Below are 24,972 nucleotides of genomic sequence, written 5' to 3'. Positions count from 1 at the left end.
GGGGTCAGGACGCCTTCATGGAAAAGACCAAGCAGACTGTGCCCTCCGTGGTGCCGCGCCATGTCGCGATCATCATGGATGGGAATAATCGCTGGGCGAAGAAACGCTTTATGCCGGGTGTCGCCGGGCATAAGGCGGGTGTCGATGCGGTGCGGGCCGTGATTGAGGTGTGTGCCGAGGCCAAGGTCGAGGTATTGACCCTGTTCGCGTTCTCCAGTGAAAACTGGCAGCGGCCCGCCGAAGAAGTCAGTGCCTTGATGGATCTGTTCTTCAAGGCCCTGCGTCGCGAGGCCAAGCGCCTGAATGACAACAACATCAGCCTGCGCATCATCGGCGACCGCTCGCGCTTCCACCCGGAACTGCAGGCGGCCATGCGTGAAGCCGAGGCGATCACTGCCGGTACTGACCGCTTTGTGCTGCAAATCGCGGCCAACTACGGTGGCCAGTGGGACATTGCCCAGGCTGCGCAGCGACTGGCCCGCGAAGTGCAGGCCGGTCACCTGCGGCCGGACGACATCACGCCTGAACTGTTACAGACCTGCCTGGTGACCGGCGACCTGCCGTTACCTGACTTGTGTATCCGTACCGGTGGTGAGCATCGCATCAGCAATTTCCTCTTATGGCAATTGGCCTATACCGAGTTGTACTTCTCCGACCTGTTCTGGCCGGACTTCAAACACGATGCCATGCGCACTGCGCTGGCCGATTTCGCTTCCCGTCAGCGTCGCTTCGGTAAAACGAGTGAGCAGATCGAAGCTGGGGCCCGGGTTTAAATGCTTAAACAACGAATCATCACCGCGCTGATACTGTTGCCGATTGCCTTGTGCGGGTTTTTCCTGCTGGATGGCTCCGGCTTTGCGCTGTTTATCGGCCTGGTGGTAACCCTGGGTGCCTGGGAATGGGCGCGATTGGCAGGTTTCAACGCACAGTTGCCGCGTGTGGTGTATGCCCTTGTGGTGGCGGTGCTGCTGTTTCTGATGCACACCCTGTCGAGCATCATCGTGCCTTGGGTGTTGGGGGCGGCGGTGCTGTGGTGGGCGCTTGCGACCTACCTGGTGCTGACTTTTCCGCGCAGCAGTGGCCAGTGGTCCAGTGTCGCCAGCAAGCTGGTGATTGGCTTGCTGATTCTGTTGCCCGCCTGGCAAGGGTTGGTGGAAATCAAGAATTCGCCGATGGGTAACTGGCTGATCATGGCGGTGATGGTGCTGGTCTGGGGCGCAGACATCGGCGCCTATTTCTCTGGCCGGGCATTCGGCAAGCGCAAGCTGGCGCCGGCAGTCAGTCCGGGCAAGAGTTGGGAAGGCGTGTATGGCGGCCTTGCGTTGACGCTGGCGATCACCCTGGTGGTGGGGCTGGTGCGCGACTGGTCGGTGAAGGAGATTGTCCTGGCCCTGCTGGGCACGGCCATTGTCGTATTTATCTCGGTGGTCGGTGATCTCACCGAAAGCATGTTCAAGCGCCAGGCCGGGATCAAGGACAGCAGCAACCTGCTGCCGGGTCATGGCGGGGTGCTGGATCGTATCGATAGTCTTACCGCTGCCATCCCGATCTTTGCCGTACTGTTGTGGATGACCGCTTCGTGAGCCGCCTGCAACAAGTGACCGTGCTGGGTGCAACCGGCTCGGTAGGGTTGAGCACCCTGGATGTGATCGCTCGTCATCCTGACCGCTATCAAGTGTTTGCCTTGACCGGGTTCACCCGCCTCAGCGAACTGCTGGCACTGTGCGTGCGCCACGTGCCGCGCTTTGCCGTGGTACCTGGGCGTTCGGCGGCACGGAGCCTGCAGGATGATCTGCGGGCTGCCGGGCTGGCCACTCAGGTACTGGTGGGGGAGGAGGGGTTGTGCCAGGTCTCGGCCGATGCCGAGGTGGATACGGTGGTGGCCGCTATCGTCGGTGCCGCCGGCTTGCGTCCGACCTTGGCTGCCGTGGATGCGGGCAAGAAAATCCTGCTGGCCAACAAAGAAGCGCTGGTGATGTCCGGCGCGCTCTTCATGCAGGCGGTGCGCAAGAGCGGCGCCGTATTGCTGCCCCTCGACAGTGAACACAATGCGATCTTCCAATGCATGCCCGGCGACTTTGCTCGTGGCCTGGGCCAGGTGGGTGTGCGTCGGATTCTGCTGACCGCGTCGGGTGGTCCTTTCCGGCAAACTCCCTTGGGGGAGTTGGGGCAGGTGTCTCCGGACCAGGCGTGCGCTCATCCTAACTGGTCGATGGGGCGCAAGATCTCCGTCGACTCGGCAAGCATGATGAATAAAGGCCTGGAGTTGATCGAGGCGTGCTGGTTGTTCGATGCGCGACCGGATCAGGTCGAGGTGGTGATTCACCCGCAAAGTGTGATTCATTCACTGGTCGACTATGTGGATGGCTCGGTATTGGCCCAATTGGGCAATCCGGATATGCGCACCCCGATCGCCAATGCCCTGGCCTGGCCGGAGCGAATCGATTCCGGTGTGGCGCCACTGGACCTGTTTGCCATTGCCCGCTTGGACTTCGAGGCGCCGGACGAGCAACGTTTTCCGTGCCTGCGTCTGGCGCGTGAGGCGGCGGAGGCAGGTAACAGCGCGCCGGCGATGCTCAACGCGGCGAATGAAGTGGCCGTGGCGGCGTTTCTCGAACGGCGCATCCGCTTTCCGCAGATCGCGAGTATCATCGAGGACGTCCTGGGTCTTGAACCCGTGGTGGCAGTCAATGACCTCGGCGCGGTATTCGAGGCGGACACCAAGGCACGGGCCTTGGCCGAACAATGGTTGGACCGCAACGCGCGTTAGTCTTGTGGGCGCGATTGAGCCCTGGGGCACTGGATTGGAATGCGGAGAAATTAGATGAGTGCGCTTTACATGATTGTCGGCACCCTGGTTGCTCTGGGTGTGCTGGTTACCTTCCACGAATTCGGCCACTTCTGGGTGGCACGTCGTTGCGGCGTCAAGGTACTGCGCTTTTCCGTCGGTTTCGGCATGCCACTGGTTCGCTGGCACGACCGGCATGGCACCGAGTTCGTGATCGCGGCCATCCCGTTGGGTGGCTACGTCAAGATGCTCGATGAGCGTGAAGGTGAAGTGCCGGCCGATCAGTTGGACCAATCCTTCAATCGCAAGACCGTTCGTCAGCGTATCGCCATTGTTGCGGCCGGTCCGATCGCCAACTTCCTCCTGGCGATGCTGTTTTTCTGGGTCCTGGCCATGCTCGGCAGCGAGCAGGTGCGTCCAGTCATCGGCGCGGTCGAGGCGGACAGTATCGCCGCCAAGGCAGGTCTGGTGGCGGGGCAGGAAATTGTTTCCATTGATGGTGAGCCGACGACGGGTTGGGGCGCGGTCAATTTGCAGCTGGTCCGTCGTTTGGGTGAAAGCGGCACCGTCAACGTCGTGGTGCGTGAGCAGGATTCCAGTGCCGAGACCCCGCGCACGTTGGCCTTGGACCATTGGCTCAAGGGCGCTGACGAGCCTGATCCGATCAAGTCCCTGGGCATCCGTCCATGGCGTCCTGCGCTGCCGCCGGTACTTGACGAGCTGGATCCGAAGGGTCCGGCCCAGGCCGCTGGCCTGAAAACCGGCGATCGCTTGCTGGCCCTCGATGGCCAGGTGTTGGGTGAGTGGCAGCAGGTGGTCGACCTGGTGCGCGTACGCCCTGATACAAGGATTGTGCTGAAAATTGAGCGTGACGGTGCTCAAATCGACGTCCCCGTGACCCTGGCGGTACGTGGGGAAGCCAAGGCGGCCGGGGGTTACCTGGGTGCAGGCGTCAAGAGTCCGGAGTGGCCGCCCTCGATGGTGCGTGAGGTCAGTTTCGGGCCGCTGGCGGCCATTGGCGAGGGTGCAAAACGCACCTGGACCATGAGTGTGCTGACCCTCGAATCCCTCAAGAAAATGTTGTTCGGCGAGCTCTCGGTAAAAAACTTGAGTGGACCGATAACCATTGCTAAAGTGGCGGGCGCTTCTGCCCAGTCGGGTGTCGCGGATTTCCTGAATTTCCTGGCTTATCTGAGTATCAGCCTGGGTGTTCTGAATTTGCTGCCCATTCCAGTATTGGATGGGGGGCATCTGTTGTTTTATCTGGTCGAGTGGGTGCGTGGTCGCCCCTTGTCGGATCGGGTGCAGGGTTGGGGGATACAGATCGGTATCAGCTTGGTGGTCGGGGTGATGTTATTAGCCTTGGTCAACGATCTGGGTCGACTGTAACGCTTCGCTGAATTGCGAATCTGCCGCATTTTGCGGCAGTTTGTTTATTGCCAGTTGGAATAAGAAAGGACTTCATGAAACGTCTGCTGCTAACTGCGGTTCTCACCGTATTGATGATCGCCGAAGTTCACGCCGAGTCCTTCACCATCTCCGATATTCGCGTCAACGGCCTCCAGCGGGTTTCCGCGGGTAGCGTCTTTGGTGCCTTGCCGTTGAACGTCGGGGAACAGGCTGATGATCGTCGCCTGGTGGAATCCACTCGTGCGCTGTTCAAAACCGGGTTCTTTCAAGACATCCAACTGGGTCGCGAAGGTAACGTCCTGGTCATCACCGTCGTCGAGCGACCTTCCGTCGCCAGTATCGAGATCGAAGGCAACAAGGCGATCTCCACTGAAGACCTGATGAAAGGCCTGAAGCAATCCGGCCTGGCCGAGGGCGAGATCTTCCAGCGCGCCACCCTTGAAGGTGTGCGTAACGAACTGCAGCGCCAGTACGTTGCCCAGGGTCGCTACTCCGCGACCGTGGAAACGGAAGTCGTGCCGCAGCCTCGTAACCGTGTCGGCCTCAAGGTCAACATCAACGAAGGTACCGTGGCGGCCATTCAGCACATCAACGTGGTGGGCAACACCAAGTTCGCTGATGAAGACCTGATCGACCTGTTCGAGCTCAAGACCACCAACTGGTTGTCGTTCTTCAAGAACGATGACAAGTACGCCCGCGAAAAACTCTCCGGTGACCTGGAGCGCCTGCGTTCCTACTACCTGGACCGTGGCTATATCAACATGGATATCGCTTCGACCCAGGTGTCCATCACCCCGGACAAGAAGCACGTCTACATCACTGTCAACGTCAACGAAGGCGAGAAGTACAAGGTTCGTGACGTTAAGCTCAGCGGCGACTTGAAAGTGCCTGAAGACCAGGTCAAGGCCCTGTTGCTGGTGCAGAAAGACCAGGTGTTCTCGCGCAAGCTGATGACCACCACGTCCGAACTGATCACCCGTCGCCTGGGTAACGAAGGCTATACCTTCGCCAACGTCAACGGCGTGCCTACCCCCCACGATGAAGACCACACCGTGGACATCACCTTTGTCGTCGACCCAGGCAAGCGTGCCTACGTGAACCGCATCAACTTCCGTGGCAACACCAAGTCCGCGGACGAAGTGCTGCGCCGCGAAATGCGCCAGATGGAAGGTGGCTGGGCGTCGACTTACCTGATCGACCAGTCCAAGACCCGTCTTGAGCGCCTGGGCTTCTTCAAGGAAGTGAACGTCGAAACGCCAGCCGTACCGGGTGTGGATGACCAGGTTGACGTGAACTACGCCGTGGAAGAGCAAGCGTCGGGTTCGATCACCGCCAGTGTCGGTTTCGCACAGAGTGCCGGCCTGATCCTCGGTGGTTCCATCACCCAGAACAACTTCCTGGGTACCGGTAACAAGGTGTCCATCGGCCTGACCCGAAGCGAATACCAGAGCCGTTATAACTTCGGTTATGTCGACCCCTACTGGACCGCGGACGGTGTCAGCCTGGGCTACAACGCCTTCTATCGCACCACCGACTACAAAGACCTCGACGTCGACGTAGCCAGCTATGCAATCGACAGCCTGGGCGTAGGCGCCAACATCGGTTATCCGATCAGCGAGACCTCGCGCCTGACCTTCGGCCTGACTGCGCAACAGGATGAGATCAAGACCGGTGTGTACACCGTGGACGAGATCTTCGACTTCACTCGCAAGGAAGGCGACAAGTTCCTGAACTTCAAGGCGTCCGCCGGCTGGTCCGAGTCGACCCTGAACAAAGGCGTGCTTGCCACCCGTGGTCATTCCCAGAGCCTGACGCTGGAAGCAACGACGCCGGGCAGCGACCTGTCGTTCTTCAAGCTCGACTACCGTGGCCAGTTGTTCCAGCCGCTGAGCGATAACTACACCATGCGCCTGCACACCGAGCTGGGCTATGGCGACGGTTATGGTTCCACCAATGGGCTGCCGTTCTACGAGAACTACTACGCGGGTGGCTTCAACTCCGTGCGGGGCTTCAAGGACAGCACCTTGGGTCCACGTGGTACACCGAGCCGTGGCGTTGGTGTGACCGGTAACCAGGGCACCGTCGCGGACTCCGACAACGACCCGCTGCCATTCGGTGGTAACGTGTTGATCCAGGGTGGTGCGGAAATCCTGTTCCCGCTGCCGTTCGTCAAGGATCAGCGGTCCCTGCGTACTTCGGTCTTCTGGGATGTGGGTAACGTGTTCGACTCCAAGTGCGAACAGATCACCAACCCAAGCGGCGTGAAGTCACGGACTGAGTGCAACGACGTGAGCCTCAGCAACCTGGCGAGCTCGGTGGGTGTCGGTGTGACCTGGGTGACTGCGCTTGGCCCGTTGAGCTTTGCTCTGGCCATGCCGATCAAGAAACCGGATAACGCTGAAACCCAGATTTTCCAATTCTCCCTCGGCCAGACGTTCTAAGCGTCTGACCCAAGATAACGACAACGGATTCTGTAGGAGTACATCGTGCGTAAGTTGACTCAATTGGTTCTGCTGGCCACCGTGCTGGTAGCCACCCCGGCCTTCGCCGAAATGAAAATCGCCGTCCTGAACTATCAGATGGCCCTGCTGGAATCCGATGCGGCCAAGAAATACGCCGTGGATGCCGAGAAAAAATTCGGTCCGCAACTGACCAAGCTCAAGACGTTGGAAAGCAGCGCCAAGGGTATCCAGGACCGTCTGGTAGCGGGTGGCGACAAGATGCAGCAAGGCGAGCGCGAGCGTCTGGAGCTTGAGTTCAAGCAAAAGGCCCGTGACTACCAGTTCCAATCCAAGGAGCTGAACGAAGCCAAGGCTGTTGCCGACCGTGAAATGCTGAAACAGCTGAAGCCTAAACTCGACAGCGCCGTGGAAGAAGTCATCAAGAAAGGTGCCTTTGACCTGGTGTTCGAGCGTGGCGCCGTGATTGACGTCAAGCCTCAATACGACATCACCCGTCAGGTGATCGAGCGCATGAACCAGCTGAAGTAAGCCATGACCGCGACTATCAAGCTCGGCGAGTTGGCCGAGTTCCTGGGAGCCACCTTGCGTGGTTCCCCGGAGAAGGAAATTACTGGGCTAGCCACCTTGCAGGAGGCTGGCCCAGCTCAGTTGAGCTTCCTCGCAAACCCCCAATACCGTAAATACCTGGTCGACTGCCAGGCCGCAGCCGTGTTGCTGAAGGCCGCTGACGCCGAGAGTTACGCCGGGGATGCCCTGGTAGTGGCTGACCCCTACCTGTCGTACGCAAAGGCGTCGCATCTGTTCGACCCGAAGCCCAAGGCAGCAGGTGGTGTTCATCCGTCTGCGGTTATCGCCGATGATGCCCAGGTTGACCCTGCGGCCAGCATCGGTGCGTTTGCGGTGATCGAGAGCGGCGCACGCATCGCGGCCGGTGTAACGGTCGGTGCACATTGCTTTATCGGCGCTCGCTGTGTAATCGGCGCCGATGGTTGGCTGGCACCTCGCGTGACCCTGTACCACGACGTGCGTATCGGTGAACGTGTGGTCATTCAGTCGGGTGCGGTGATCGGCGGTGAAGGCTTTGGCTTTGCCAACTCGAAAGGCGCCTGGCACAAGATCGCCCAGGTCGGCGGCGTATTGATCGGCGACGACGTGGAAATCGGTGTCAACACGGCGGTCGATCGCGGGGCCCTGGCCGATACCGTGATCGGTAACGGCGTGAAGCTCGACAACCAGATCCAGATCGCCCACAACGTGCAGATTGGCGATCACACCGCCATGGCCGCCTGTGTAGGCATTTCCGGCAGCACCCGGATCGGCAAGCATTGCATGCTCGCCGGTGGCGTAGGGCTGGTGGGGCATATCGATATTTGCGACAACGTTTTCATCACCGGCATGACCATGGTCACCCACTCGATTACCGAACCGGGGGCCTACTCATCTGGTACCGCCATGCAGCCCGCAGCTGAATGGCGCAAGAGCGCAGCACGTTTGAGGCAGCTCGACGACATGGCTCGACGTCTCAAACAGCTGGAAAAGCGTGTTGGGGACGTGACCCCTGGCGGTAATGCTTCATCAGAAGGCTGATACCATTTCCATATCAAGTGTGCACAGCCGCTAGACTGCCTCCTTGATTTGCTAGCGGGGCGTGCGTTTAGTCGCCCGCCCCCAATCTTTATTACAGGCTTCCCCCCGAAATGATGGACATCAACGAGATTCGCGAATACCTGCCTCACCGTTACCCGTTCCTGCTGGTGGACCGTGTAGTGGACCTGAATGTTGAGGAAAAGCGCATTCGTGCCTACAAGAATGTCAGCATCAACGAACCGTTCTTCAACGGTCACTTTCCCGCGCATCCCATCATGCCGGGCGTATTGATCATCGAAGCAATGGCCCAGGCTGCCGGTATCCTTGGTTTCAAAATGCTCGACCTCAAGCCTGCCGACGGCACGCTTTACTATTTCGTGGGCTCCGACAAGTTGCGCTTTCGCAACCCGGTTACCCCGGGTGACCAGTTGATCCTGGAAGCCAAGTTCATCAGCTGCAAGCGCCAGATCTGGAAGTTCGAATGCCAGGCCTCGGTAGATGGCAAGCCGGTGTGCTCTGCCGAGATCATCTGTGCGGAACGCAAACTATGAGTTTGATTGACCCTCGCGCAATCATCGATCCGTCGGCCGTACTGGCCGCCGACGTTGAGGTCGGCCCCTGGTCGATCATCGGCGCAGGTGTGGAAATCGGCGAGGGGACTGTCATCGGGCCGCACGTGATCCTCAAGGGTCCGACCCGCATTGGCAAACATAACCGCATCTACCAGTTTTCCTCGGTAGGCGAAGACACCCCGGACATGAAGTACAAGGGTGAAGAAACCCGCCTGGTAATCGGTGATCACAACATCATCCGTGAAGGCGTGACCATTCACCGTGGCACCGTGCAGGATCGTGCCGAGACCACGCTGGGTGATCACAACCTGGTCATGGCCTATGCCCATATCGGTCATGACAGCGTGATCGGCAACCACTGCATCCTGGTCAACAACACCGCGTTGGCTGGCCATGTACACGTTGACGATTGGGCGATCCTGTCCGGTTTTACCCTGGTGCATCAGTATTGCCATATCGGCGCCCACAGCTTTTCCGGCATGGGCACTGCCATCGGCAAGGACGTTCCGGCGTTCGTCACGGTGTTCGGCAACCCGGCCGAAGCCCGCAGCATGAACTTCGAAGGCATGCGCCGTCGTGGCTTCAGCGAAGAGGCGATCCACGCCCTGCGCCGCGCCTACAAGGTGGTCTACCGTCAGGGGCTGACGGTGGACCAGGCGTTGATCCAACTGGCCGAGCCGGCAGCGTTGTTTCCGGAAGTCGCGGTGTTCCGTGACTCGATCCAGGCGTCGACCCGCGGCATCACCCGCTGATCATGGCTACTCTGCGTATCGCGCTGGTGGCCGGAGAAGCTTCCGGCGACATTTTGGGCGCAGGTCTGATGCGGGCACTCAAGGCCCGGCACCCTGCGGTGGAATTTATCGGTGTCGGCGGCCCGCTGATGCAGGCCGAAGGCCTGACGTCATACTTCCCCATGGAGCGTCTGTCGGTCATGGGGCTGGTCGAGGTGCTGGGTCGCCTGCGTGAGCTCCTGGCTCGTCGCAAGCTGCTGATCCAGACGCTGATCGAAGAAAAGCCCGACGTGTTTATCGGCATCGATGCGCCGGACTTCACCCTCAATATCGAACTCAAGTTGCGTCAGGCCGGGATCAAGACCGTGCACTACGTCAGCCCCTCTGTGTGGGCGTGGCGGCAGAAACGTGTGTTGAAGATCCGCGAAGGCTGCGACCTGATGTTGACCCTGTTGCCGTTCGAGGCCAGGTTCTACGAGGAGAAGGGCGTGCCGGTAAGGTTTGTCGGGCATACCCTGGCTGACAGCATTCCTTTGCAGGCTGATCGTGCAGCCGCGCGTGCCGAGCTGGGGTTGCCCGAAGGCCCGCTCGTTGCGCTGATGCCGGGCAGTCGAGGCGGCGAAGTGGGCCGTCTTGCCAGCGTGTTTTTCGATGCTGCCGAGCGCCTGCAAGCCTTGAAGCCCGGGATACGGTTCGTGTTGCCCTGCGCCAGCCCGCAACGGCGTGCACAAATCGAGACACTGCTGGTCGGTCGCAATCTGCCATTGACCCTGCTCGACGGCCAGTCGCACCTGGCCCTGGCGGCCTGTGATGCGGTGCTGATCGCTTCGGGCACCGCGACCTTGGAGGCCCTGCTCTACAAGCGCCCGATGGTCGTGGCCTATCGCCTGGCACCGCTGACCTTCTGGATTCTCAAGCGCATGGTCAAAAGTCCTTACATCTCCTTGCCCAACTTGCTGGCCCAGCGCTTGTTGGTGCCGGAATTATTGCAGGACGATGCAACCCCCGAAGCCCTCGCGCAAACCCTATTGCCCTTGATCGACGGCGGCGAAGAACAGACCCGCGGTTTTGACGACATCCACCGCACCCTGCGCCGTGATGCCTCGAACCAGGCGGCCGACGCCGTATTGACCTTGATCGGCCAAAAACAGGAAGCTTTATGAGCACGCAAATAGGCCTGGATTTCAGCCTCGTTGCCCAAACCCACGAACTGGTGGCCGGTGTTGACGAAGTGGGGCGCGGCCCGCTGTGTGGCGCGGTGGTGACGGCGGCCGTGATCCTGGATCCGAACCGTCCGATCCTGGGCCTCAACGACTCGAAAAAACTCACCGAAGCGCGTCGTGAAAAACTCTACGACGAAATCTGTGAAAAGGCCCTGAGCTGGCATATCGCCCGGGCCGAAGTCGAAGAAATCGACGAATTGAACATCCTGCACGCCACGATGCTGGCCATGCAGCGTGCCGTTGAAGGCCTGCATATCACTCCAAAGCTGGCGATGATCGACGGCAACCGTTGCCCGAAGCTGGCGATGCCGGCTGAGGCGGTGGTCAAGGGTGATAGCAAGGTTCCAGCCATTGCCGCCGCGTCGATCCTGGCCAAGGTCAGCCGAGACCGTGAAATGGCTGCCTTCGAATTGATTTACCCCGGCTACGGCATCGGGGGCCATAAAGGCTATCCGACGCCCGTTCATCTGGAAGCCCTGGCCCGTCTCGGCCCAACGCCGATCCATCGGCGCTCGTTTGCCCCGGTGCGCCAGGCGTATGAGCTGCGCGAGAACCTCAGCGAGGTTTAGTCGCAAGGCTGATGTTTTTGCCAAGGCCCGGTACAATCCCGGGCCTTGTTGTTTCTAAGTTTCTGGACAGGATCACTATGCCGGCTTCATTCGTTCACCTGCGCCTGCACACTGAATACTCCCTGGTCGACGGCCTTGTACGGATCAAACCGCTGGTCAAGACCCTGGTGGGCATGAACATGCCTGCGGTCGCGGTTACCGATCAGAACAACATGTGCTCCCTGGTCAAGTTCTACAAGAACGCCATGGGCGCCGGCATCAAGCCGATCTGCGGCGCCGACCTGTGGCTGTCCAACAAAGACCCGGATAACCCCCTGAGCCGCATCAGCCTGCTGGCGATGAATGGCGTGGGTTATCGCAACCTCACCGAATTGATTTCCCGTGGCTTTATCGACGGCCAGCGCAACGGTTCGATCATCATCGAGCGCGAATGGGTCGCCGAGGCCAGCGAAGGCCTGATCATGCTGTCGGCCGCCAAGGAGGGCGAGATCGGTATCGCACTGCTGGGCGGCAATCCCCATGAAGCCGAAGTGCTGGCAAGGGAGTGGATGCAGGTCTTCCCCGACCGTTTCTACCTGGAAGTCCAGCGCACCAACCGTCCCAACGATGAAGAGCATCTGCACGCCGCCGTAGCCCTGGCCGACAAGCTGGGCGCGCCCTTGGTGGCGACCAACGATGTGCGCTTTATCAAGAAGGAAGATTTCGAGGCCCACGAAACCCGCGTGTGCATCGGTGAAGGCCGGGCCCTGGATGACCCGCGTCGTTCCAAGAACTACAGCGAAGAGCAGTACCTCAAGAGCGCGGAGGAGATGGCCGAGCTGTTCAGCGACCTGCCCGAGGCCCTGGAAAACTCCGTCGAGATCGCCAAGCGCTGCAATATCGAAGTGAAGCTGGGCAAGCACTTTTTGCCCAACTTCCCGATTCCCGATGGCATGACCATCGACGAGTATTTCCGCAAGGTGTCGTTTGATGGTCTGGAGGAGCGGCTCTCCGTCCTGCTGCCCAGGGACACCACCGAAGATTACGAGGCCAAGCGCCAGGTCTATGTCGATCGGCTGAATTTCGAGCTGGATATCATCATCCAGATGGGGTTCCCCGGTTACTTCCTGATCGTGATGGACTTTATCCAGTGGGCCAAGAGCAACGGCGTGCCGGTAGGCCCGGGCCGGGGGTCGGGTGCCGGCTCGCTGGTCGCCTATGTACAGAAGATCACCGACCTTGATCCGCTGGAATATGACCTGCTGTTCGAACGGTTCCTGAACCCGGAACGGGTGTCCATGCCCGACTTCGACGTCGACTTCTGCATGGACGGTCGCGATCGTGTGATCGAATACGTGGCCGAGAAATACGGCCGCAACGCCGTGAGCCAGATCATCACCTTCGGTTCCATGGCGGCCAAGGCGGTTATCCGTGACGTAGCGCGGGTGCAGGGTAAGTCCTACGGCCTGGCGGACCGCCTGTCGAAGATGATCCCGTTCGAAGTCGGCATGACCCTGGAAAAAGCCTACGAGCAGGAAGAGATCCTGCGCGACTTCATCAAGGTCGATGAAGAGGCCGCCGAAATCTGGGAGATGGCGCGCAAGCTCGAGGGCGTGGTGCGTAACGTCGGTAAGCACGCCGGTGGTGTGGTCATTGCGCCGACCAAGCTGACTGACTTTTCGCCTATCTATTGCGATGAAGAGGGCGGCGGCCTGGTTACCCAGTTCGACAAGGATGACGTGGAGGCGGCCGGCCTGGTGAAGTTCGACTTCCTCGGCCTGCGCACCCTGACGATCATCGACTGGGCACTCAAGACCATCAACCGCGACCGCGCCAAGGTCAACGAAGAACCGCTGGATATCGCCTTCATCCCGCTGGACGACAAGCCGACCTACACCTTGCTGCAAAAAGCCGAAACCACGGCGGTGTTCCAGCTTGAGTCCCGCGGCATGAAAGAGCTGATCAAAAAGCTCAAGCCCGACTGCCTGGAAGACTTGATCGCACTGGTGGCCCTGTTCCGTCCGGGCCCGCTGCAATCGGGCATGGTGGATGACTTCATCAACCGTAAGCACGGTCGTGCCGAGCTGGCGTACCCGCACTCCGACTACCAGTACGAAGGCCTCAAGCCGGTATTGGCGCCGACCTACGGCATCATCCTGTACCAGGAACAGGTGATGCAGATCGCCCAGGTGATGGCCGGCTACACCCTCGGTGGCGCGGACATGCTGCGGCGTGCGATGGGTAAGAAAAAGCCCGAGGAAATGGCCAAGCAACGCGGCGGTTTCATTGAAGGGTGCGCCACCAACAATATCGATGCCGACCTGGCCGGTAACATTTTCGACCTGGTGGAAAAATTCGCCGGTTACGGCTTCAACAAATCCCACTCCGCCGCCTACGGCCTGGTGTCGTACCAGACCGCCTGGCTGAAAGCCCACTACCCGGCGCCGTTCATGGCTGCGGTACTCTCGGCGGATATGCACAACACCGACAAGGTCGTGACCTTGATCGAGGAAGTGCGCACCATGAAGCTGCGCCTCGACGCGCCGGACGTGAACGCCTCGGAGTTCAAGTTCACGGTGAACGACGAAGGTCGCATCATCTATGGCCTGGGCGCGATCAAGGGCGTGGGCGAAGGCCCGGTGGAAGCCATCACCGAAGCGCGCCAGGACGGGCCGTTCAAGGATCTGTTCGACTTCTGCGCACGGGTTGACCTCAAGCGCATCAACAAACGTACCCTCGATGGCCTGATCCGCAGCGGCGCGCTCGACCGTCTCGGGCCGTATTTCCACGATGAGCCGAAGGCGTACCAGGCGAATATCGATCGCAACCGTGCAGTGCTGCTCACCGCCATGGAAGAAGCGATCAAGGCCGCCGAACAGACCGCCCGCACCCACGACAGCGGCCACGCCGACCTGTTTGGCGGGTTGTTCGTCGAAGAAGATGCGGACGTGTATGCCAACCACCGCAAGGCCAAGGAGCTGACCCTCAAGGAGCGCCTCAAGGGTGAGAAAGACACCTTGGGCCTGTACCTCACCGGTCACCCGATTGACGAATATGAAGGCGAGATCCGTCGTTTCGCCCGTCAACGCATCATCGACCTGAAACCGGCGCGGGATACCCAGACCGTCGCCGGCATGATCATCGCCCTGCGGGTGATGAAAAACAAAAAGGGCGACAAGATGGGCTTTATCACCCTCGACGACCGCTCGGGCCGGATCGAGGCGTCGCTGTTTGCCGACGCCTTTCATTCCGCGCAGTCGCTGCTGCAGACCGACGCCATGGTGGTGGTGGAAGGGGAGGTCAGCAACGATGACTTCTCCGGCGGCTTGCGCCTGCGGATCAAGCGGGTGATGAGCATGGAGGACGCGCGCACCAACCTGGCCGAAAGCCTGCGCCTGAAGGTGAAGACCGAAGCCCTCAAGGGCGATCAGCTACGCTGGTTGGGTGACCTGCTCAAGCGCCATCGTGGTGCCTGCCCGGTGACCATGGAGTACACCGGCAACGACGCCAAGGCCATGTTGCAGTTTGGCGAGACCTGGCGAATTGATCCCGCTGACGGCTTGATTCAAGCTTTGCGTGACCAGTTCGGTCGTGACAACGTCTTCCTCCAATACCGTTGACGGTCAGGACGCCTGACCTCGGCTGAACATTTAATCTCGACCTAAACGCGCCTCTCCCTTAAGGTAGGGCGCGAATAGACAACCGGCTGGCCAGGCAACCCTTGGCCGTCGACCCAAGACGGACGCTTATGAACCCGAATTTTCTTGATTTCGAACAGCCGATCGCTGACCTGCAAGCCAAGATCGAAGAACTGCGCCTGGTCGGCAATGACAATTCGCTGAATATCGGCGATGAGATCGCTCGCCTGCAAGACAAGAGCAGCACGCTCACCGAAGACATCTTCGGCAAGCTGACCAGCTGGCAGATCGCGCGTCTGGCCCGCCACCCGCGCCGTCCGTATACCCTGGACTACATTCAGCACATCTTCACCGAGTTCGACGAGCTGCACGGCGACCGCCATTTCTCCGACGACGCGGCCATCGTGGGCGGTATCGCTCGCCTGGACGACCAGCCGGTCATGGTCATCGGTCACCAGAAAGGCCGTGAAGTGCGCGAGAAAGTGCGTCGCAACTTCGGCATGCCGCGTCCGGAAGGCTACCGCAAGGCCTGCCGCCTGATGGAAATGGCCGAGCGCTTCAAGATGCCGATCCTGACCTTCATCGACACGCCGGGTGCATACCCGGGTATCGACGCCGAAGAGCGCAACCAGAGCGAAGCGATTGCCTGGAACCTGCGAGTGATGGCCCGCCTGAAAACCCCGATCATCGCCACCGTGATTGGTGAAGGTGGCTCCGGCGGTGCACTGGCCATTGGCGTCTGCGATCAGCTGAACATGCTGCAATATTCGACCTACGCGGTGATCTCGCCGGAAGGTTGCGCCTCGATCCTGTGGAAAACCGCAGAAAAGGCGCCGGACGCTGCCGAAGCCATGGGGATCACTGCCGATCGCCTCAAGGGCCTGGGTATCGTCGACAAAGTGATCGCCGAGCCATTGGGCGGCGCCCACCGCGACCCGGCCGCCGCCGCCGCGACTATCCGTGCCGAGTTGGGTTCGCAACTGGCGATGCTCAAGAAGCTGGATAACGAAGCGCTGCTGGCCCGTCGTTACGAGCGCCTGATGAGCTACGGCCTCTAAGGCCGCAGCGGTACTAATGTGGGAGGGGGCTTGCCCCCGATTGCTGAGTGTCAGTCACTGTATTCACTGGCTGATGCTCCGCTATCGGGGGCAAGCACCCTCCCACATTTGCTTTGTGTATGCTTGGCTTGGGTATTCCAGATTTGCGGCGGTAACCTGTGATGAAACCGACTTTATCCGCCAAACTCCTGCACGCCCTGGCCCCCTGGCGCAACGCCCCGGCTTGGCATATCGCCTTCTCCGGTGGTCTTGATTCCACTGTCCTGCTGCATCTCCTGGCCAACGCCGAAGCCCTTCCGCCTCTAAGCGCTGTCCATGTCCATCATGGCCTGCAAGCCGCCGCCGACACCTGGCCGAGCCATTGCCAGTCGGTGTGCGACAGCCTGGGCGTCCCCTTGCGGGTCATGCGCGTGCACGTGCAGCCCGGCGCCAGTCTTGAGCGTGCAGCGCGTGATGCACGTTACCGGGCGTTTACCGAGGTGATCGGGGCAGGGGAAGTGTTACTCACCGGCCAGCATCGCGATGATCAAGCCGAAACCCTGCTATTCCGCCTGCTGCGCGGTGCCGGGGTGCGAGGGCTCGCCGCAATGCCTGCGCATCGCCCGTTGGCAGGTGGTTTCCTGGTGCGGCCGTTGCTGGAGGTCTCGCGCGCCGAGTTGGAAGCCTACGCCGATGAGTATCAACTCACGTGGATTGAAGATCCTTCCAACACCGATCCACGTTTCTCCCGTAATTACCTGCGTCACCGCGTGATCCCGACGCTGACGGCGCGTTGGCCCCAAGCTGTCTCCAGTCTGGCCCGGACTGCCGACCACCTCGGTGAAGCCCAGGCGCTGCTGGGTGAACTGGCCTGCATGGACCTGCAAGCCGCCGATCAACCTTCGCGGTTTCCTTGGCTGGTGTTGCCATCATTGGACCTTGGTCCACTGCGCGAACTTTCCGATGCCCGCCAGCGCAATGTCCTGCGCCATTGGCTGGCGCCGCTGACCCGTTTACCCGACAGCGACCATTGGGCCGGCTGGTATGCCCTGCGCGACGCCAAGGGCGACGCGCAGCCCTTATGGCGTCTGGCTGATGGGGAGTTGCACCGTTGCGGCGCACGCATCTGGTGGTTGCCTCGCGGCTGGTCGGAGTTTTCCCACGCATCGGTGAGCTGGCCTGATCCGCAAAAGCCACTAGAGTTACCCGGAAATGGCCTGCTGGAAATGAGCGGCAAGGTGCCCGAAGGCCCGCTGGAGGTGCGTTATCGCCAGGGCGGCGAAATGCTTGAATTACCTGGCCGAGGCCGGCGTGACTTGAAGCGCCTGCTTAATGAACAGGGGGTGCCGGGCTTCATCCGTGGCAGATTGCCGCTGCTGTATCGGGGCGAGCAATTGCTCGGCGTGCCCCTCCTCACAGGACTCTGGGCCGCACCGAGTGAAGCTTGGCAATTACATTGGATGCCAGAGACCTGCGATCAAGGTTTGAGCTGATAGCGCCTTTCCGGTAGACTACGCTCCCTTCTTGATACAACTTCTGTGGATTCGCCTGAATCGCAGCAGTTGCCGATTACCAAGCAGTCTTTGCTGGGCGATTCCAAAAAATGTGTAGCGATCAACGTACCGGCAGTTTCACTGCTGGTCTGTCACAACGCGGCGGTTTTTTTGAAAGGTGCACTGTGATTAATGCAGGTGATCGGGGGCTTCGGCCTCTCTTCGCTTTCCCCGGCGGCTCGGACCGCTTTAACGCAGACTTCTAGGGTTTTTCATGACGCGCTACATATTCGTCACGGGCGGTGTTGTTTCTTCATTGGGGAAAGGCATTGCCTCCGCTTCATTGGCGGCCATCCTGGAGGCGCGGGGGCTTAAAGTCACCATGCTCAAGCTGGACCCGTACATCAACGTCGACCCGGGCACCATGAGCCCGTTCCAGCACGGTGAAGTGTTCGTCACACACGACGGCGCCGAGACCGACCTGGATCTGGGCCACTACGAGCGGTTCATCCGCACGACCATGACCCAGAACAACAACTTCACCACCGGCCGTGTCTACGAGCACGTGCTGCGCAAAGAGCGCCGTGGTGACTACCTGGGTGCAACCATCCAGGTGATCCCGCACATCACCGACGAGATCAAGCGCCGCATCATCAAGGGTGCAGGCGATGCCGACGTGGCGATGGTCGAGATCGGTGGCACCGTGGGTGACATCGAATCCCAGCCGTTCCTCGAAGCCATCCGCCAGCTGCGTTTCGAAGTCGGCGCCAAGCGCGCGATGCTGATGCACCTCACGTTGGTGCCGTACATCGCCACCGCCGGCGAAACCAAAACCAAGCCTACCCAGCACTCGGTCAAGGAATTGCGTTCCATCGGCCTGCAGCCGGACGTACTGGTATGCCGCTCCGACCACCCGATCGACATTTCCTCGCGTCGCAAGATCGCGCAGTTCACCAACGTTGAAGAACGTGCGGTGATTGCCCTGGAAGACGCCGACACCATCTACAAGATCCCGGGCATCCTGCATTCGCAAGGCCTGGATGATTTTGTGGTCGAGCGTTTCGGCCTGCAGTGCAACGGCGCGGACCTGTCCGAGTGGGAAGCCGTGGTTGACGCCAAGCTCAACCCTGAGCACGAAGTCACCATCGCCATGGTCGGCAAGTACATGGAACTGCTGGATGCGTACAAGTCGCTGATCGAAGCGATGAGCCACGCGGGCATCAGCAACCGTACCAAGGTCAACCTGCGCTACATCGATTCCGAAGACATCGAGAACCAGGGCACCGCGCTGCTCGAAGGTGTCGATGCGATCCTCGTTCCAGGCGGTTTCGGCCTGCGTGGCGTGGAAGGCAAGATCACTGCCGTGCAGTACGCTCGCGAGAACAAGGTGCCGTACCTGGGCATCTGCCTGGGCATGCAAGTGGCTGTTATCGAGTTCGCCCGTAACGTGATGGGCTGGAAAGACGCCAACTCCACCGAGTTCGACAGCAAGAGCGGCCACCCGGTCGTGGGCCTGATCACCGAGTGGGAAGACGCCACCGGTGCCGTCGAAACCCGTACCGAAAGCTCCGACCTGGGCGGCACCATGCGCCTTGGCGCGCAAGACTGCCTGCTGGAGCCGGGTTCCCTGGTTCACGATTGCTACGGCAAGGACGTGATCGTCGAGCGTCACCGTCACCGCTACGAAGTGAACAACAACCTGCTGCCGCAGATCAAAGAGGCTGGCCTGAAAATCTCCGGTCGCTCCGGTGATGGCGCGCTGGTGGAAGTGGTCGAGGCCCCGGATCATCCATGGTTCGTCGCTTGCCAGTTCCACCCCGAGTTCACCTCGACTCCACGCGACGGTCACCCGTTGTTCAGCGGTTTCGTCAAGGCTGCACTGACGCAACACCAGAAGAAGGCGTAAACCTGATGGCCCAGAAGATCATTCGCGTAGGCGACATCGAGATTGCCAACGACAAGCCCATGGTGCTGTTCGGCGGCATGAACGTGCTGGAAAGCCGTGACATGGCGATGCAGGTCTGTGAAGAGTACGTCAAGGTTACCGAGAAACTGGGTATCCCCTACGTGTTCAAGGCCAGCTTCGACAAGGCCAACCGTTCGTCCGTGACCTCCTATCGCGGCCCGGGCCTTGAAGAAGGCATGCGGATCTTCCAGGACATCAAGCAAGCCTTCGGCGTGCCGATCATCACCGACGTCCACGAGCCTGAACAGGCTGCCGTGGTCGCCGAGGTGTGCGACATCATCCAGCTGCCGGCCTTCCTGTCGCGCCAGACCGACCTCGTGGTCGCGATGGCCAGGACCGGCGCGGTGATCAATATCAAGAAAGCCCAGTTCCTCGCGCCCCAGGAGATGAAACACATCCTGAACAAATGCGTGGAAGCGGGTAACGACCAGTTGATCCTCTGCGAGCGCGGTTCGAGCTTCGGCTACAACAACCTCGTGGTGGACATGCTCGGTTTCGGCATCATGAAGCAGTTCGAATACCCGGTGTTCTTCGACGTGACCCACGCGCTGCAAATGCCCGGTGGTCGCGCCGATTCCGCCGGTGGGCGCCGTGCCCAGGTACTGGACCTGGCCAAGGCCGGCATCAGCCAGTCCCTGGCGGGCCTGTTCCTCGAAGCCCACCCGGACCCGGACAACGCCAAATGCGACGGCCCATGCGCCCTGCGCCTGGACAAGCTGGAGCCATTCCTGGCCCAGCTCAAGCAGTTGGACGAACTGGTCAAGAGTTTTCCGACGGTAGAGACCGCGTAAGCGTTGATTCTCCGGTAGACTTTCCCACGCTTTACGCTCAGGCCTACGGGCCTGAGCCTTGTCGCCTGCAAGCCTGCCCCGTTGTTCCACCCTTGCGGTCGGTCAAAAGATTTCCTTCAGCTGCGTCGTTTTCGTCAACTTTGGAGTGTTTACAACAATGGCAAAAATCGTCGACATCAAAGGTCGTGAAGTTCTCGACTCCCGTGGCAACCCCACCGTCGAAGCCGACGTGCTTCTCGATAACGGCATCATCGGCAGCGCCTGCGCGCCGTCCGGTGCTTCCACAGGTTCGCGCGAAGCGCTGGAACTGCGTGATGGCGACAAGAGCCGTTACCTGGGCAAGGGTGTCCTCAAGGCTGTAGCCAACATCAACGGCCCGATCCGTGACCTGCTGCTGGGCAAGGACCCGCTGGACCAGAAAGCCCTGGACCACGCGATGATCAAGCTCGACGGCACTGAAAACAAAGGCAGCCTCGGCGCCAACGCCATCCTCGCCGTGTCCCTGGCTGCTGCCAAGGCGGCCGCCCAGGACCAGGACCTGCCGCTGTACGCCCACATCGCCAACCTGAACGGTACCCCGGGTGTCTACTCGATGCCGGTTCCGATGATGAACATCATCAACGGTGGCGAGCATGCCGATAACAACGTCGACATCCAGGAATTCATGGTGCAGCCGGTCGGCGCCAAGACCTTCTCCGAAGGCCTGCGCATGGGCACCGAGATTTTCCATCACCTCAAAGCCGTGCTGAAAGCTCGTGGCCTGAGCACTGCCGTAGGTGACGAAGGTGGTTTCGCACCGAACCTGGCGTCCAACGAAGATGCACTGAAAGTGATCTCCGAAGCCGTGGCCAACGCCGGCTACACACTGGGCACCGACGTGACCCTGGCCCTGGACTGCGCCGCCAGCGAGTTCTACGAAGATGGCAAATACAACCTGTCCGGCGAAGGCCAGGTGTTCAACTCCGAAGGTTTTGCCGAGTACCTGAAGGGCCTGACCCAGCGCTATCCGATCATCTCGATCGAAGACGGCCTGGACGAGTCCGACTGGGATGGCTGGAAGATCCTCACCGACAAGATCGGCGAGAAAGTCCAGCTGGTGGGTGACGACCTGTTCGTGACCAACACCAAGATCCTGAAAGAAGGCATCGACAAAAAGATCGCCAACTCGATCCTGATCAAGTTCAACCAGATCGGCACCCTGACCGAAACCCTGGAAGCCATCCAGATGGCCAAGGCTGCGGGCTACACCGCCGTGATCTCGCACCGCTCCGGCGAAACCGAAGACTCGACCATCGCCGACCTGGCCGTGGGCACTTCGGCGGGCCAGATCAAGACCGGCTCCCTGTGCCGTTCCGACCGTGTGTCCAAGTACAACCAATTGCTGCGTATCGAAGAGCAACTGGCCGGCAAAGCCAAGTACAACGGTCGCGGCGAGTTTCGCGGCTGATCGGTAAGTGGTAAAAAGTCGGTGGATTGCGTCGGAAAGATCACGAAGGTGCGAGTTTCGACGCTAATCTGATGGCGATCAAGCACAAGCCTGGTTCTTCCAGGCTTCGTGCTATCAGTTGCTGTAAAAGTTTTGCATGGCGTGTTTTTCCACTGGATACCCGATATTCGATGCGCAGTCCCAATTGGTTGTTCCTCGTCTTGCTCTTGTTGCTGGCTGGCCTGCAGTACCGCCTATGGGTAGGTAATGGCAGCTTTGCGCAGGTAAAAGACCTGACCCAGCAAATTGCCGACCAGCACGCCGAGAACGAACGCCTGCTGGAGCGCAACCGCGTCCTCGATGCCGAAGTGCTTGAGCTGAAAAAGGGTACCGAGACCGTTGAAGAACGGGCCCGTCATGAGTTGGGCATGGTCAAGGAGGGCGAGACCCTCTACCAGTTGGCCCAATGAGTTACCGTTTGCCGGCCTTCTGGGCCGTGATACCTGCCGCGGGCGTCGGTGCCCGTATGGCCGCGGACCGTCCCAAGCAATACTTGCAATTGGGCGGGCGCACTATTCTCGAACACAGCCTTGGCTGTTTTCTCGACCATCCCAGCCTCAAGGGGTTGGTGGTCAGTCTTGCTGCTGAAGATCCGTATTGGCCCGACCTGGCGTGTGCCGCTGACCCGCGTATCCAACGTGCGGACGGTGGTTCGGAGCGCTCGGGGTCGGTGCTCAATGCACTGCTGCAACTCAATGCCCTGGGCGCCGGCGATGACGATTGGGTGTTGGTGCATGACGCGGCGCGGCCTAATTTGAGCCGTGATGACCTCGACAAGCTGCTGGTCGAATTGGCGGACGATCCGGTGGGCGGCCTGCTGGCGGTGCCGGCTCGCGATACCCTCAAGCGTGTCGACAAGCAGGGGCGGGTGGTGGAAACCGTCGACCGCAGCTTGATCTGGCAAGCCTATACGCCGCAGATGTTCCGCCTCGGGGCCTTGCACCGCGCATTGGCTGACAGCCTGGTGGCCGATGCGGTGATCACCGATGAAGCCTCGGCGATGGAGTGGTCCGGGCAGGCGCCGCGCTTGATCGAAGGGCGCTCGGACAATATCAAGGTGACCCGGCCGGAAGACCTGGAGTGGCTGCGACTGCGTTGGGCGAATCGTCGTTAATCAACCGCTGTACTCCGGCCGCTCGGCCAAGCCCTCTTTCAAGAAATCCACCAACTTCCTGACCTTCGGCGACAAGTGCCGTTGTTGCGGATACAGCGCCCACACCGCCGTATTCGGCGGCTGATGCGCCTCCAGCAACGACACCAGCGCGCCGCTGTGCAGATGCTCCAGCACGTAATAGTCCGGCAGTTGGCATAACCCCACCCCTTGCAGCGCCGCATCCAGCACCGCTTGCCCACTGTTGCAGCGCCAGTTTCCCTGTACCCGTTGGGAAAATTCGCGCCCGTCCTGGGCCAGTTGCCAAATATCCGAGCTGCCGATCAGGCAGTTATGTCGACTCAATTCCGACAAGCTATGGGGCCGTCCGTACCGCGCCAGGTAGGACGGCGACGCGCACAGGTACATCCGCCGAGGTGCGAGGCGACTGGCGACCATGCGCGAATCCTGCAAGCGCCCCAGGCGAATCGCCAGGTCGAGGCCTTCGTGCACCAGATCCAGTTGGCGGTTGCTCAATTCGATATCCACCCGCAATTGCGGGTACAGGCCCATGAACCGCGTCACCAGCGGCACGATGAAACGCTCGCCATAGGCCACCGCGCAGGTCATGCGCAACATGCCTTTCGGTTCGCTGGTGAGGTCGCCCACGGCGCGCAGGGCTTCTTCGCGGCCGTCCTGCAGGCGCTGGCAATGTTGCAGGAATGTCTGACCTGCTTCGGTCAGGGTCACCTTACGGGTACTGCGATACAGCAACCGCGTTTGCAGGCGCTCTTCCAGGCGTGCCACCTGGCGGCTGATGTGGGACGAAGACACACCCAGCCGCTCGGCAGCCGCCGTAAATTGGCTGCATTCGGCGACGGCAACGAATTCATCGATGCCTTCCCAGCGGTTCTCCAGCATAGCGATTATCCCTGTACAGCAATAAAGTTTTGCTTTTGCCTGGATTATTAATCATGGAGCCATGTTTTACACTCTCTCCATCATTTTTAACGCCCTGGAGAAACCTGGATGATCAAGTCCCGCGCTGCCGTTGCCTTTGAAGCCAAGAAACCCCTCGAGATCGTGGAAGTCGATGTGGCCATGCCCAAGGCGGGCGAAGTGCTGTTGCGTGTGGTCGCCTCCGGGGTTTGCCATACCGATGCCTACACCCTGTCCGGCGCTGACCCGGAAGGCATCTTCCCCTCCATCCTTGGCCATGAAGGCGGTGCGGTGGTCGAAGCCATCGGCGAAGGCGTGACTTCGGTGGCGGTGGGCGACCATGTGATCCCGCTGTACACCCCGGAATGCGGCAAGTGCAAGTTCTGCCTCTCGGGTAAGACCAACCTGTGCCAGGCCATTCGTTCCACCCAAGGCAAAGGCCTGATGCCGGATGGCACCACGCGTTTTTCCTACAAGGGTCAGCCGATTTTCCACTACATGGGCACCTCGACGTTCTCCGAGTACACCGTGCTGCCGGAAATTTCCGTTGCCAAAATTCCCAAAGAAGCGCCGCTGGAGAAGGTCTGCCTGCTCGGGTGTGGCGTCACCACCGGCATCGGTGCGGTAATCAACACCGCCAAGGTCAAGCCGGGTGACACCGTGGCGATCTTCGGTCTTGGCGGTATCGGCCTGTCGGCCGTGATCGGTGCGGTCAAGGCCAAGGCCGGCCGTATCATCGCGATTGACATCAACCCGGCCAAGTTCGAGATCGCCAAGCAACTGGGCGCTACCGACTGCATCAATCCGAAAGATTATGACCGCCCGATCCAGGACGTGATTGTCGATTTGACTGACGGCGGCGTGGACTTTTCCTTCGAGTGCATCGGCAACGTGCAACTGATGCGTGCCGCGCTCGAGTGCTGCCACAAGGGGTGGGGCGAGTCGGTGATCATCGGCGTTGCCGGTGCCGGCCAGGAAATCTCCACCCGCCCGTTCCAGTTGGTGACCGGTCGCGTCTGGCGTGGCTCGGCGTTCGGTGGCGTACGCGGCCGTACCGAGTTGCCAAGCTACGTGGAAATGGCCCAGACCGGCGAGATTCCGCTGGACACTTTCATCACCCACACCATGGGCCTGGAAGACATCAACAAAGCGTTTGACCTGATGCATGAAGGCAAGAGCATTCGTACCGTCATCCACTTCTGAGGTCGGCC

The 24,972-nt window shown here is 60.3% G+C and carries 21 protein-coding genes; 20 read left to right on the top strand and 1 reads right to left on the bottom strand.

Annotated elements, in window-relative coordinates; genetic code table 11:
- The first annotated feature begins 17 nt into the window (after positions 1–17).
- From uppS to ispD, 19 genes are all read left to right on the top strand, one after another.
- Positions 18–773, top strand: a complete 756-nt coding sequence (gene uppS, locus FX984_RS24020; protein ID WP_027604478.1) for a polyprenyl diphosphate synthase — start codon at positions 18–20, stop codon at positions 771–773.
- Positions 774–1,583 (top strand): phosphatidate cytidylyltransferase, encoded by an 810-nt coding sequence (locus FX984_RS24015; RefSeq protein ID WP_141156920.1) that lies wholly within the window; start codon positions 774–776, stop codon positions 1,581–1,583. It abuts the gene before it with no gap.
- The gene (gene ispC, locus FX984_RS24010) at positions 1,580–2,770 is read left to right on the top strand and encodes a 1-deoxy-D-xylulose-5-phosphate reductoisomerase (protein ID WP_146475826.1); all 1,191 of its coding nucleotides are present in this window, start codon (positions 1,580–1,582) and stop codon (positions 2,768–2,770) included. The genes FX984_RS24015 and ispC overlap by 4 nt, the downstream gene beginning before the upstream one ends.
- A gap of 54 nt (positions 2,771–2,824) precedes the next feature.
- Entirely contained in the window at positions 2,825–4,177 is a 1,353-nt protein-coding gene (gene rseP / locus FX984_RS24005) for a sigma E protease regulator RseP (RefSeq protein WP_146475825.1), read from the top strand.
- Positions 4,178–4,251: 74 nt separating this feature from the next.
- A complete protein-coding gene (bamA, locus tag FX984_RS24000) occupies positions 4,252–6,639 on the top strand; it encodes an outer membrane protein assembly factor BamA (protein ID WP_053137245.1) in 2,388 nt (795 codons plus the stop codon).
- 45 nt (positions 6,640–6,684) lie between these two features.
- A complete protein-coding gene (locus FX984_RS23995; protein ID WP_003219314.1) occupies positions 6,685–7,188 on the top strand; it encodes an OmpH/Skp family outer membrane protein in 504 nt (167 codons plus the stop codon).
- Between the two features lie 3 nt (positions 7,189–7,191).
- Positions 7,192–8,247, top strand: a complete 1,056-nt coding sequence (gene lpxD, locus FX984_RS23990; RefSeq protein ID WP_027604473.1) for a UDP-3-O-(3-hydroxymyristoyl)glucosamine N-acyltransferase — start codon at positions 7,192–7,194, stop codon at positions 8,245–8,247.
- 110 nt (positions 8,248–8,357) lie between these two features.
- Positions 8,358–8,798, top strand: coding sequence for a 3-hydroxyacyl-ACP dehydratase FabZ (gene fabZ, locus FX984_RS23985; RefSeq protein WP_003172281.1), 441 nt, complete (start codon positions 8,358–8,360; stop codon positions 8,796–8,798).
- Positions 8,795–9,571, top strand: a complete 777-nt coding sequence (gene lpxA / locus FX984_RS23980; protein WP_027604472.1) for an acyl-ACP--UDP-N-acetylglucosamine O-acyltransferase — start codon at positions 8,795–8,797, stop codon at positions 9,569–9,571. Before fabZ ends, lpxA begins: the two co-directional genes overlap by 4 nt.
- A gap of 2 nt (positions 9,572–9,573) precedes the next feature.
- Positions 9,574–10,713 (top strand): lipid-A-disaccharide synthase, encoded by a 1,140-nt coding sequence (gene lpxB, locus FX984_RS23975; RefSeq protein WP_027604471.1) that lies wholly within the window; start codon positions 9,574–9,576, stop codon positions 10,711–10,713.
- Positions 10,710–11,342, top strand: coding sequence for a ribonuclease HII (gene rnhB, locus FX984_RS23970; RefSeq protein ID WP_027604470.1), 633 nt, complete (start codon positions 10,710–10,712; stop codon positions 11,340–11,342). Before lpxB ends, rnhB begins: the two co-directional genes overlap by 4 nt.
- A 77-nt stretch (positions 11,343–11,419) precedes the next feature.
- A complete protein-coding gene (gene dnaE / locus FX984_RS23965) occupies positions 11,420–14,941 on the top strand; it encodes a DNA polymerase III subunit alpha (protein ID WP_108573953.1) in 3,522 nt (1,173 codons plus the stop codon).
- A gap of 128 nt (positions 14,942–15,069) precedes the next feature.
- Entirely contained in the window at positions 15,070–16,017 is a 948-nt protein-coding gene (locus FX984_RS23960; RefSeq protein ID WP_016976871.1) for an acetyl-CoA carboxylase carboxyltransferase subunit alpha, read from the top strand.
- Between the two features lie 161 nt (positions 16,018–16,178).
- A complete protein-coding gene (gene tilS, locus FX984_RS23955) occupies positions 16,179–17,489 on the top strand; it encodes a tRNA lysidine(34) synthetase TilS (RefSeq protein WP_146475824.1) in 1,311 nt (436 codons plus the stop codon).
- Between the two features lie 274 nt (positions 17,490–17,763).
- Positions 17,764–19,395 (top strand): CTP synthase, encoded by a 1,632-nt coding sequence (pyrG, locus tag FX984_RS23950; RefSeq protein WP_053137224.1) that lies wholly within the window; start codon positions 17,764–17,766, stop codon positions 19,393–19,395.
- Between the two features lie 5 nt (positions 19,396–19,400).
- Positions 19,401–20,246 (top strand): 3-deoxy-8-phosphooctulonate synthase, encoded by an 846-nt coding sequence (kdsA, locus tag FX984_RS23945; RefSeq protein ID WP_027604465.1) that lies wholly within the window; start codon positions 19,401–19,403, stop codon positions 20,244–20,246.
- Between the two features lie 157 nt (positions 20,247–20,403).
- Positions 20,404–21,693 carry a phosphopyruvate hydratase gene (gene eno, locus FX984_RS23940; RefSeq protein WP_053137218.1) on the top strand — a complete coding sequence of 430 codons (1,290 nt, stop codon included), beginning with the start codon at positions 20,404–20,406 and terminating at the stop codon, positions 21,691–21,693.
- Positions 21,694–21,863: 170 nt separating this feature from the next.
- Positions 21,864–22,142, top strand: a complete 279-nt coding sequence (gene ftsB / locus FX984_RS23935; RefSeq protein WP_003172294.1) for a cell division protein FtsB — start codon at positions 21,864–21,866, stop codon at positions 22,140–22,142.
- The gene (gene ispD / locus FX984_RS23930) at positions 22,139–22,846 is read left to right on the top strand and encodes a 2-C-methyl-D-erythritol 4-phosphate cytidylyltransferase (RefSeq protein ID WP_027604463.1); all 708 of its coding nucleotides are present in this window, start codon (positions 22,139–22,141) and stop codon (positions 22,844–22,846) included. The genes ftsB and ispD overlap by 4 nt, the downstream gene beginning before the upstream one ends.
- Here the strand turns inward: ispD and FX984_RS23925 are convergent, their stop codons facing one another.
- Positions 22,847–23,743 (bottom strand): LysR substrate-binding domain-containing protein, encoded by an 897-nt coding sequence (locus FX984_RS23925; RefSeq protein ID WP_027604462.1) that lies wholly within the window; start codon positions 23,741–23,743, stop codon positions 22,847–22,849. It lies immediately after the preceding gene.
- Between the two features lie 108 nt (positions 23,744–23,851).
- Here FX984_RS23925 and FX984_RS23920 point away from each other — a divergent pair, with 108 nt between their 5' ends.
- Positions 23,852–24,964: an S-(hydroxymethyl)glutathione dehydrogenase/class III alcohol dehydrogenase gene (locus FX984_RS23920; RefSeq protein WP_017137160.1), complete on the top strand. Its 1,113-nt coding sequence runs from the start codon at positions 23,852–23,854 to the stop codon at positions 24,962–24,964.
- The last annotated feature ends 8 nt before the right edge of the window (positions 24,965–24,972 follow it).

Source organism: Pseudomonas marginalis (assembly GCF_008692035.1).
GTDB classification, from domain to species: Bacteria; Pseudomonadota; Gammaproteobacteria; order Pseudomonadales; family Pseudomonadaceae; genus Aquipseudomonas; species Aquipseudomonas marginalis.
This window is presented reverse-complemented; position numbering and strand designations above follow the sequence as displayed.

Bases quoted from the DNA above. Each gene is read 5' to 3' on its own strand.
- uppS (WP_027604478.1), top strand. From the start codon at position 18: ATGGAAAAGACCAAGCAGACTGTGCCCTCCGTGGTGCCGCGCCATGTC.
- FX984_RS24015 (WP_141156920.1), top strand. From the start codon at position 774: ATGCTTAAACAACGAATCATCACCGCGCTGATACTGTTGCCGATTGCC.
- rseP (WP_146475825.1), top strand. From the start codon at position 2,825: ATGAGTGCGCTTTACATGATTGTCGGCACCCTGGTTGCTCTGGGTGTG.
- bamA (WP_053137245.1), top strand. From the start codon at position 4,252: ATGAAACGTCTGCTGCTAACTGCGGTTCTCACCGTATTGATGATCGCC.
- lpxD (WP_027604473.1), top strand. From the start codon at position 7,192: ATGACCGCGACTATCAAGCTCGGCGAGTTGGCCGAGTTCCTGGGAGCC.
- fabZ (WP_003172281.1), top strand. From the start codon at position 8,358: ATGATGGACATCAACGAGATTCGCGAATACCTGCCTCACCGTTACCCG.
- lpxA (WP_027604472.1), top strand. From the start codon at position 8,795: ATGAGTTTGATTGACCCTCGCGCAATCATCGATCCGTCGGCCGTACTG.
- lpxB (WP_027604471.1), top strand. From the start codon at position 9,574: ATGGCTACTCTGCGTATCGCGCTGGTGGCCGGAGAAGCTTCCGGCGAC.
- rnhB (WP_027604470.1), top strand. From the start codon at position 10,710: ATGAGCACGCAAATAGGCCTGGATTTCAGCCTCGTTGCCCAAACCCAC.
- dnaE (WP_108573953.1), top strand. From the start codon at position 11,420: ATGCCGGCTTCATTCGTTCACCTGCGCCTGCACACTGAATACTCCCTG.
- FX984_RS23960 (WP_016976871.1), top strand. From the start codon at position 15,070: ATGAACCCGAATTTTCTTGATTTCGAACAGCCGATCGCTGACCTGCAA.
- tilS (WP_146475824.1), top strand. From the start codon at position 16,179: ATGAAACCGACTTTATCCGCCAAACTCCTGCACGCCCTGGCCCCCTGG.
- pyrG (WP_053137224.1), top strand. From the start codon at position 17,764: ATGACGCGCTACATATTCGTCACGGGCGGTGTTGTTTCTTCATTGGGG.
- kdsA (WP_027604465.1), top strand. From the start codon at position 19,401: ATGGCCCAGAAGATCATTCGCGTAGGCGACATCGAGATTGCCAACGAC.
- eno (WP_053137218.1), top strand. From the start codon at position 20,404: ATGGCAAAAATCGTCGACATCAAAGGTCGTGAAGTTCTCGACTCCCGT.
- ftsB (WP_003172294.1), top strand. From the start codon at position 21,864: ATGCGCAGTCCCAATTGGTTGTTCCTCGTCTTGCTCTTGTTGCTGGCT.
- ispD (WP_027604463.1), top strand. From the start codon at position 22,139: ATGAGTTACCGTTTGCCGGCCTTCTGGGCCGTGATACCTGCCGCGGGC.
- FX984_RS23925 (WP_027604462.1), bottom strand. From the start codon at position 23,743: ATGCTGGAGAACCGCTGGGAAGGCATCGATGAATTCGTTGCCGTCGCC.
- FX984_RS23920 (WP_017137160.1), top strand. From the start codon at position 23,852: ATGATCAAGTCCCGCGCTGCCGTTGCCTTTGAAGCCAAGAAACCCCTC.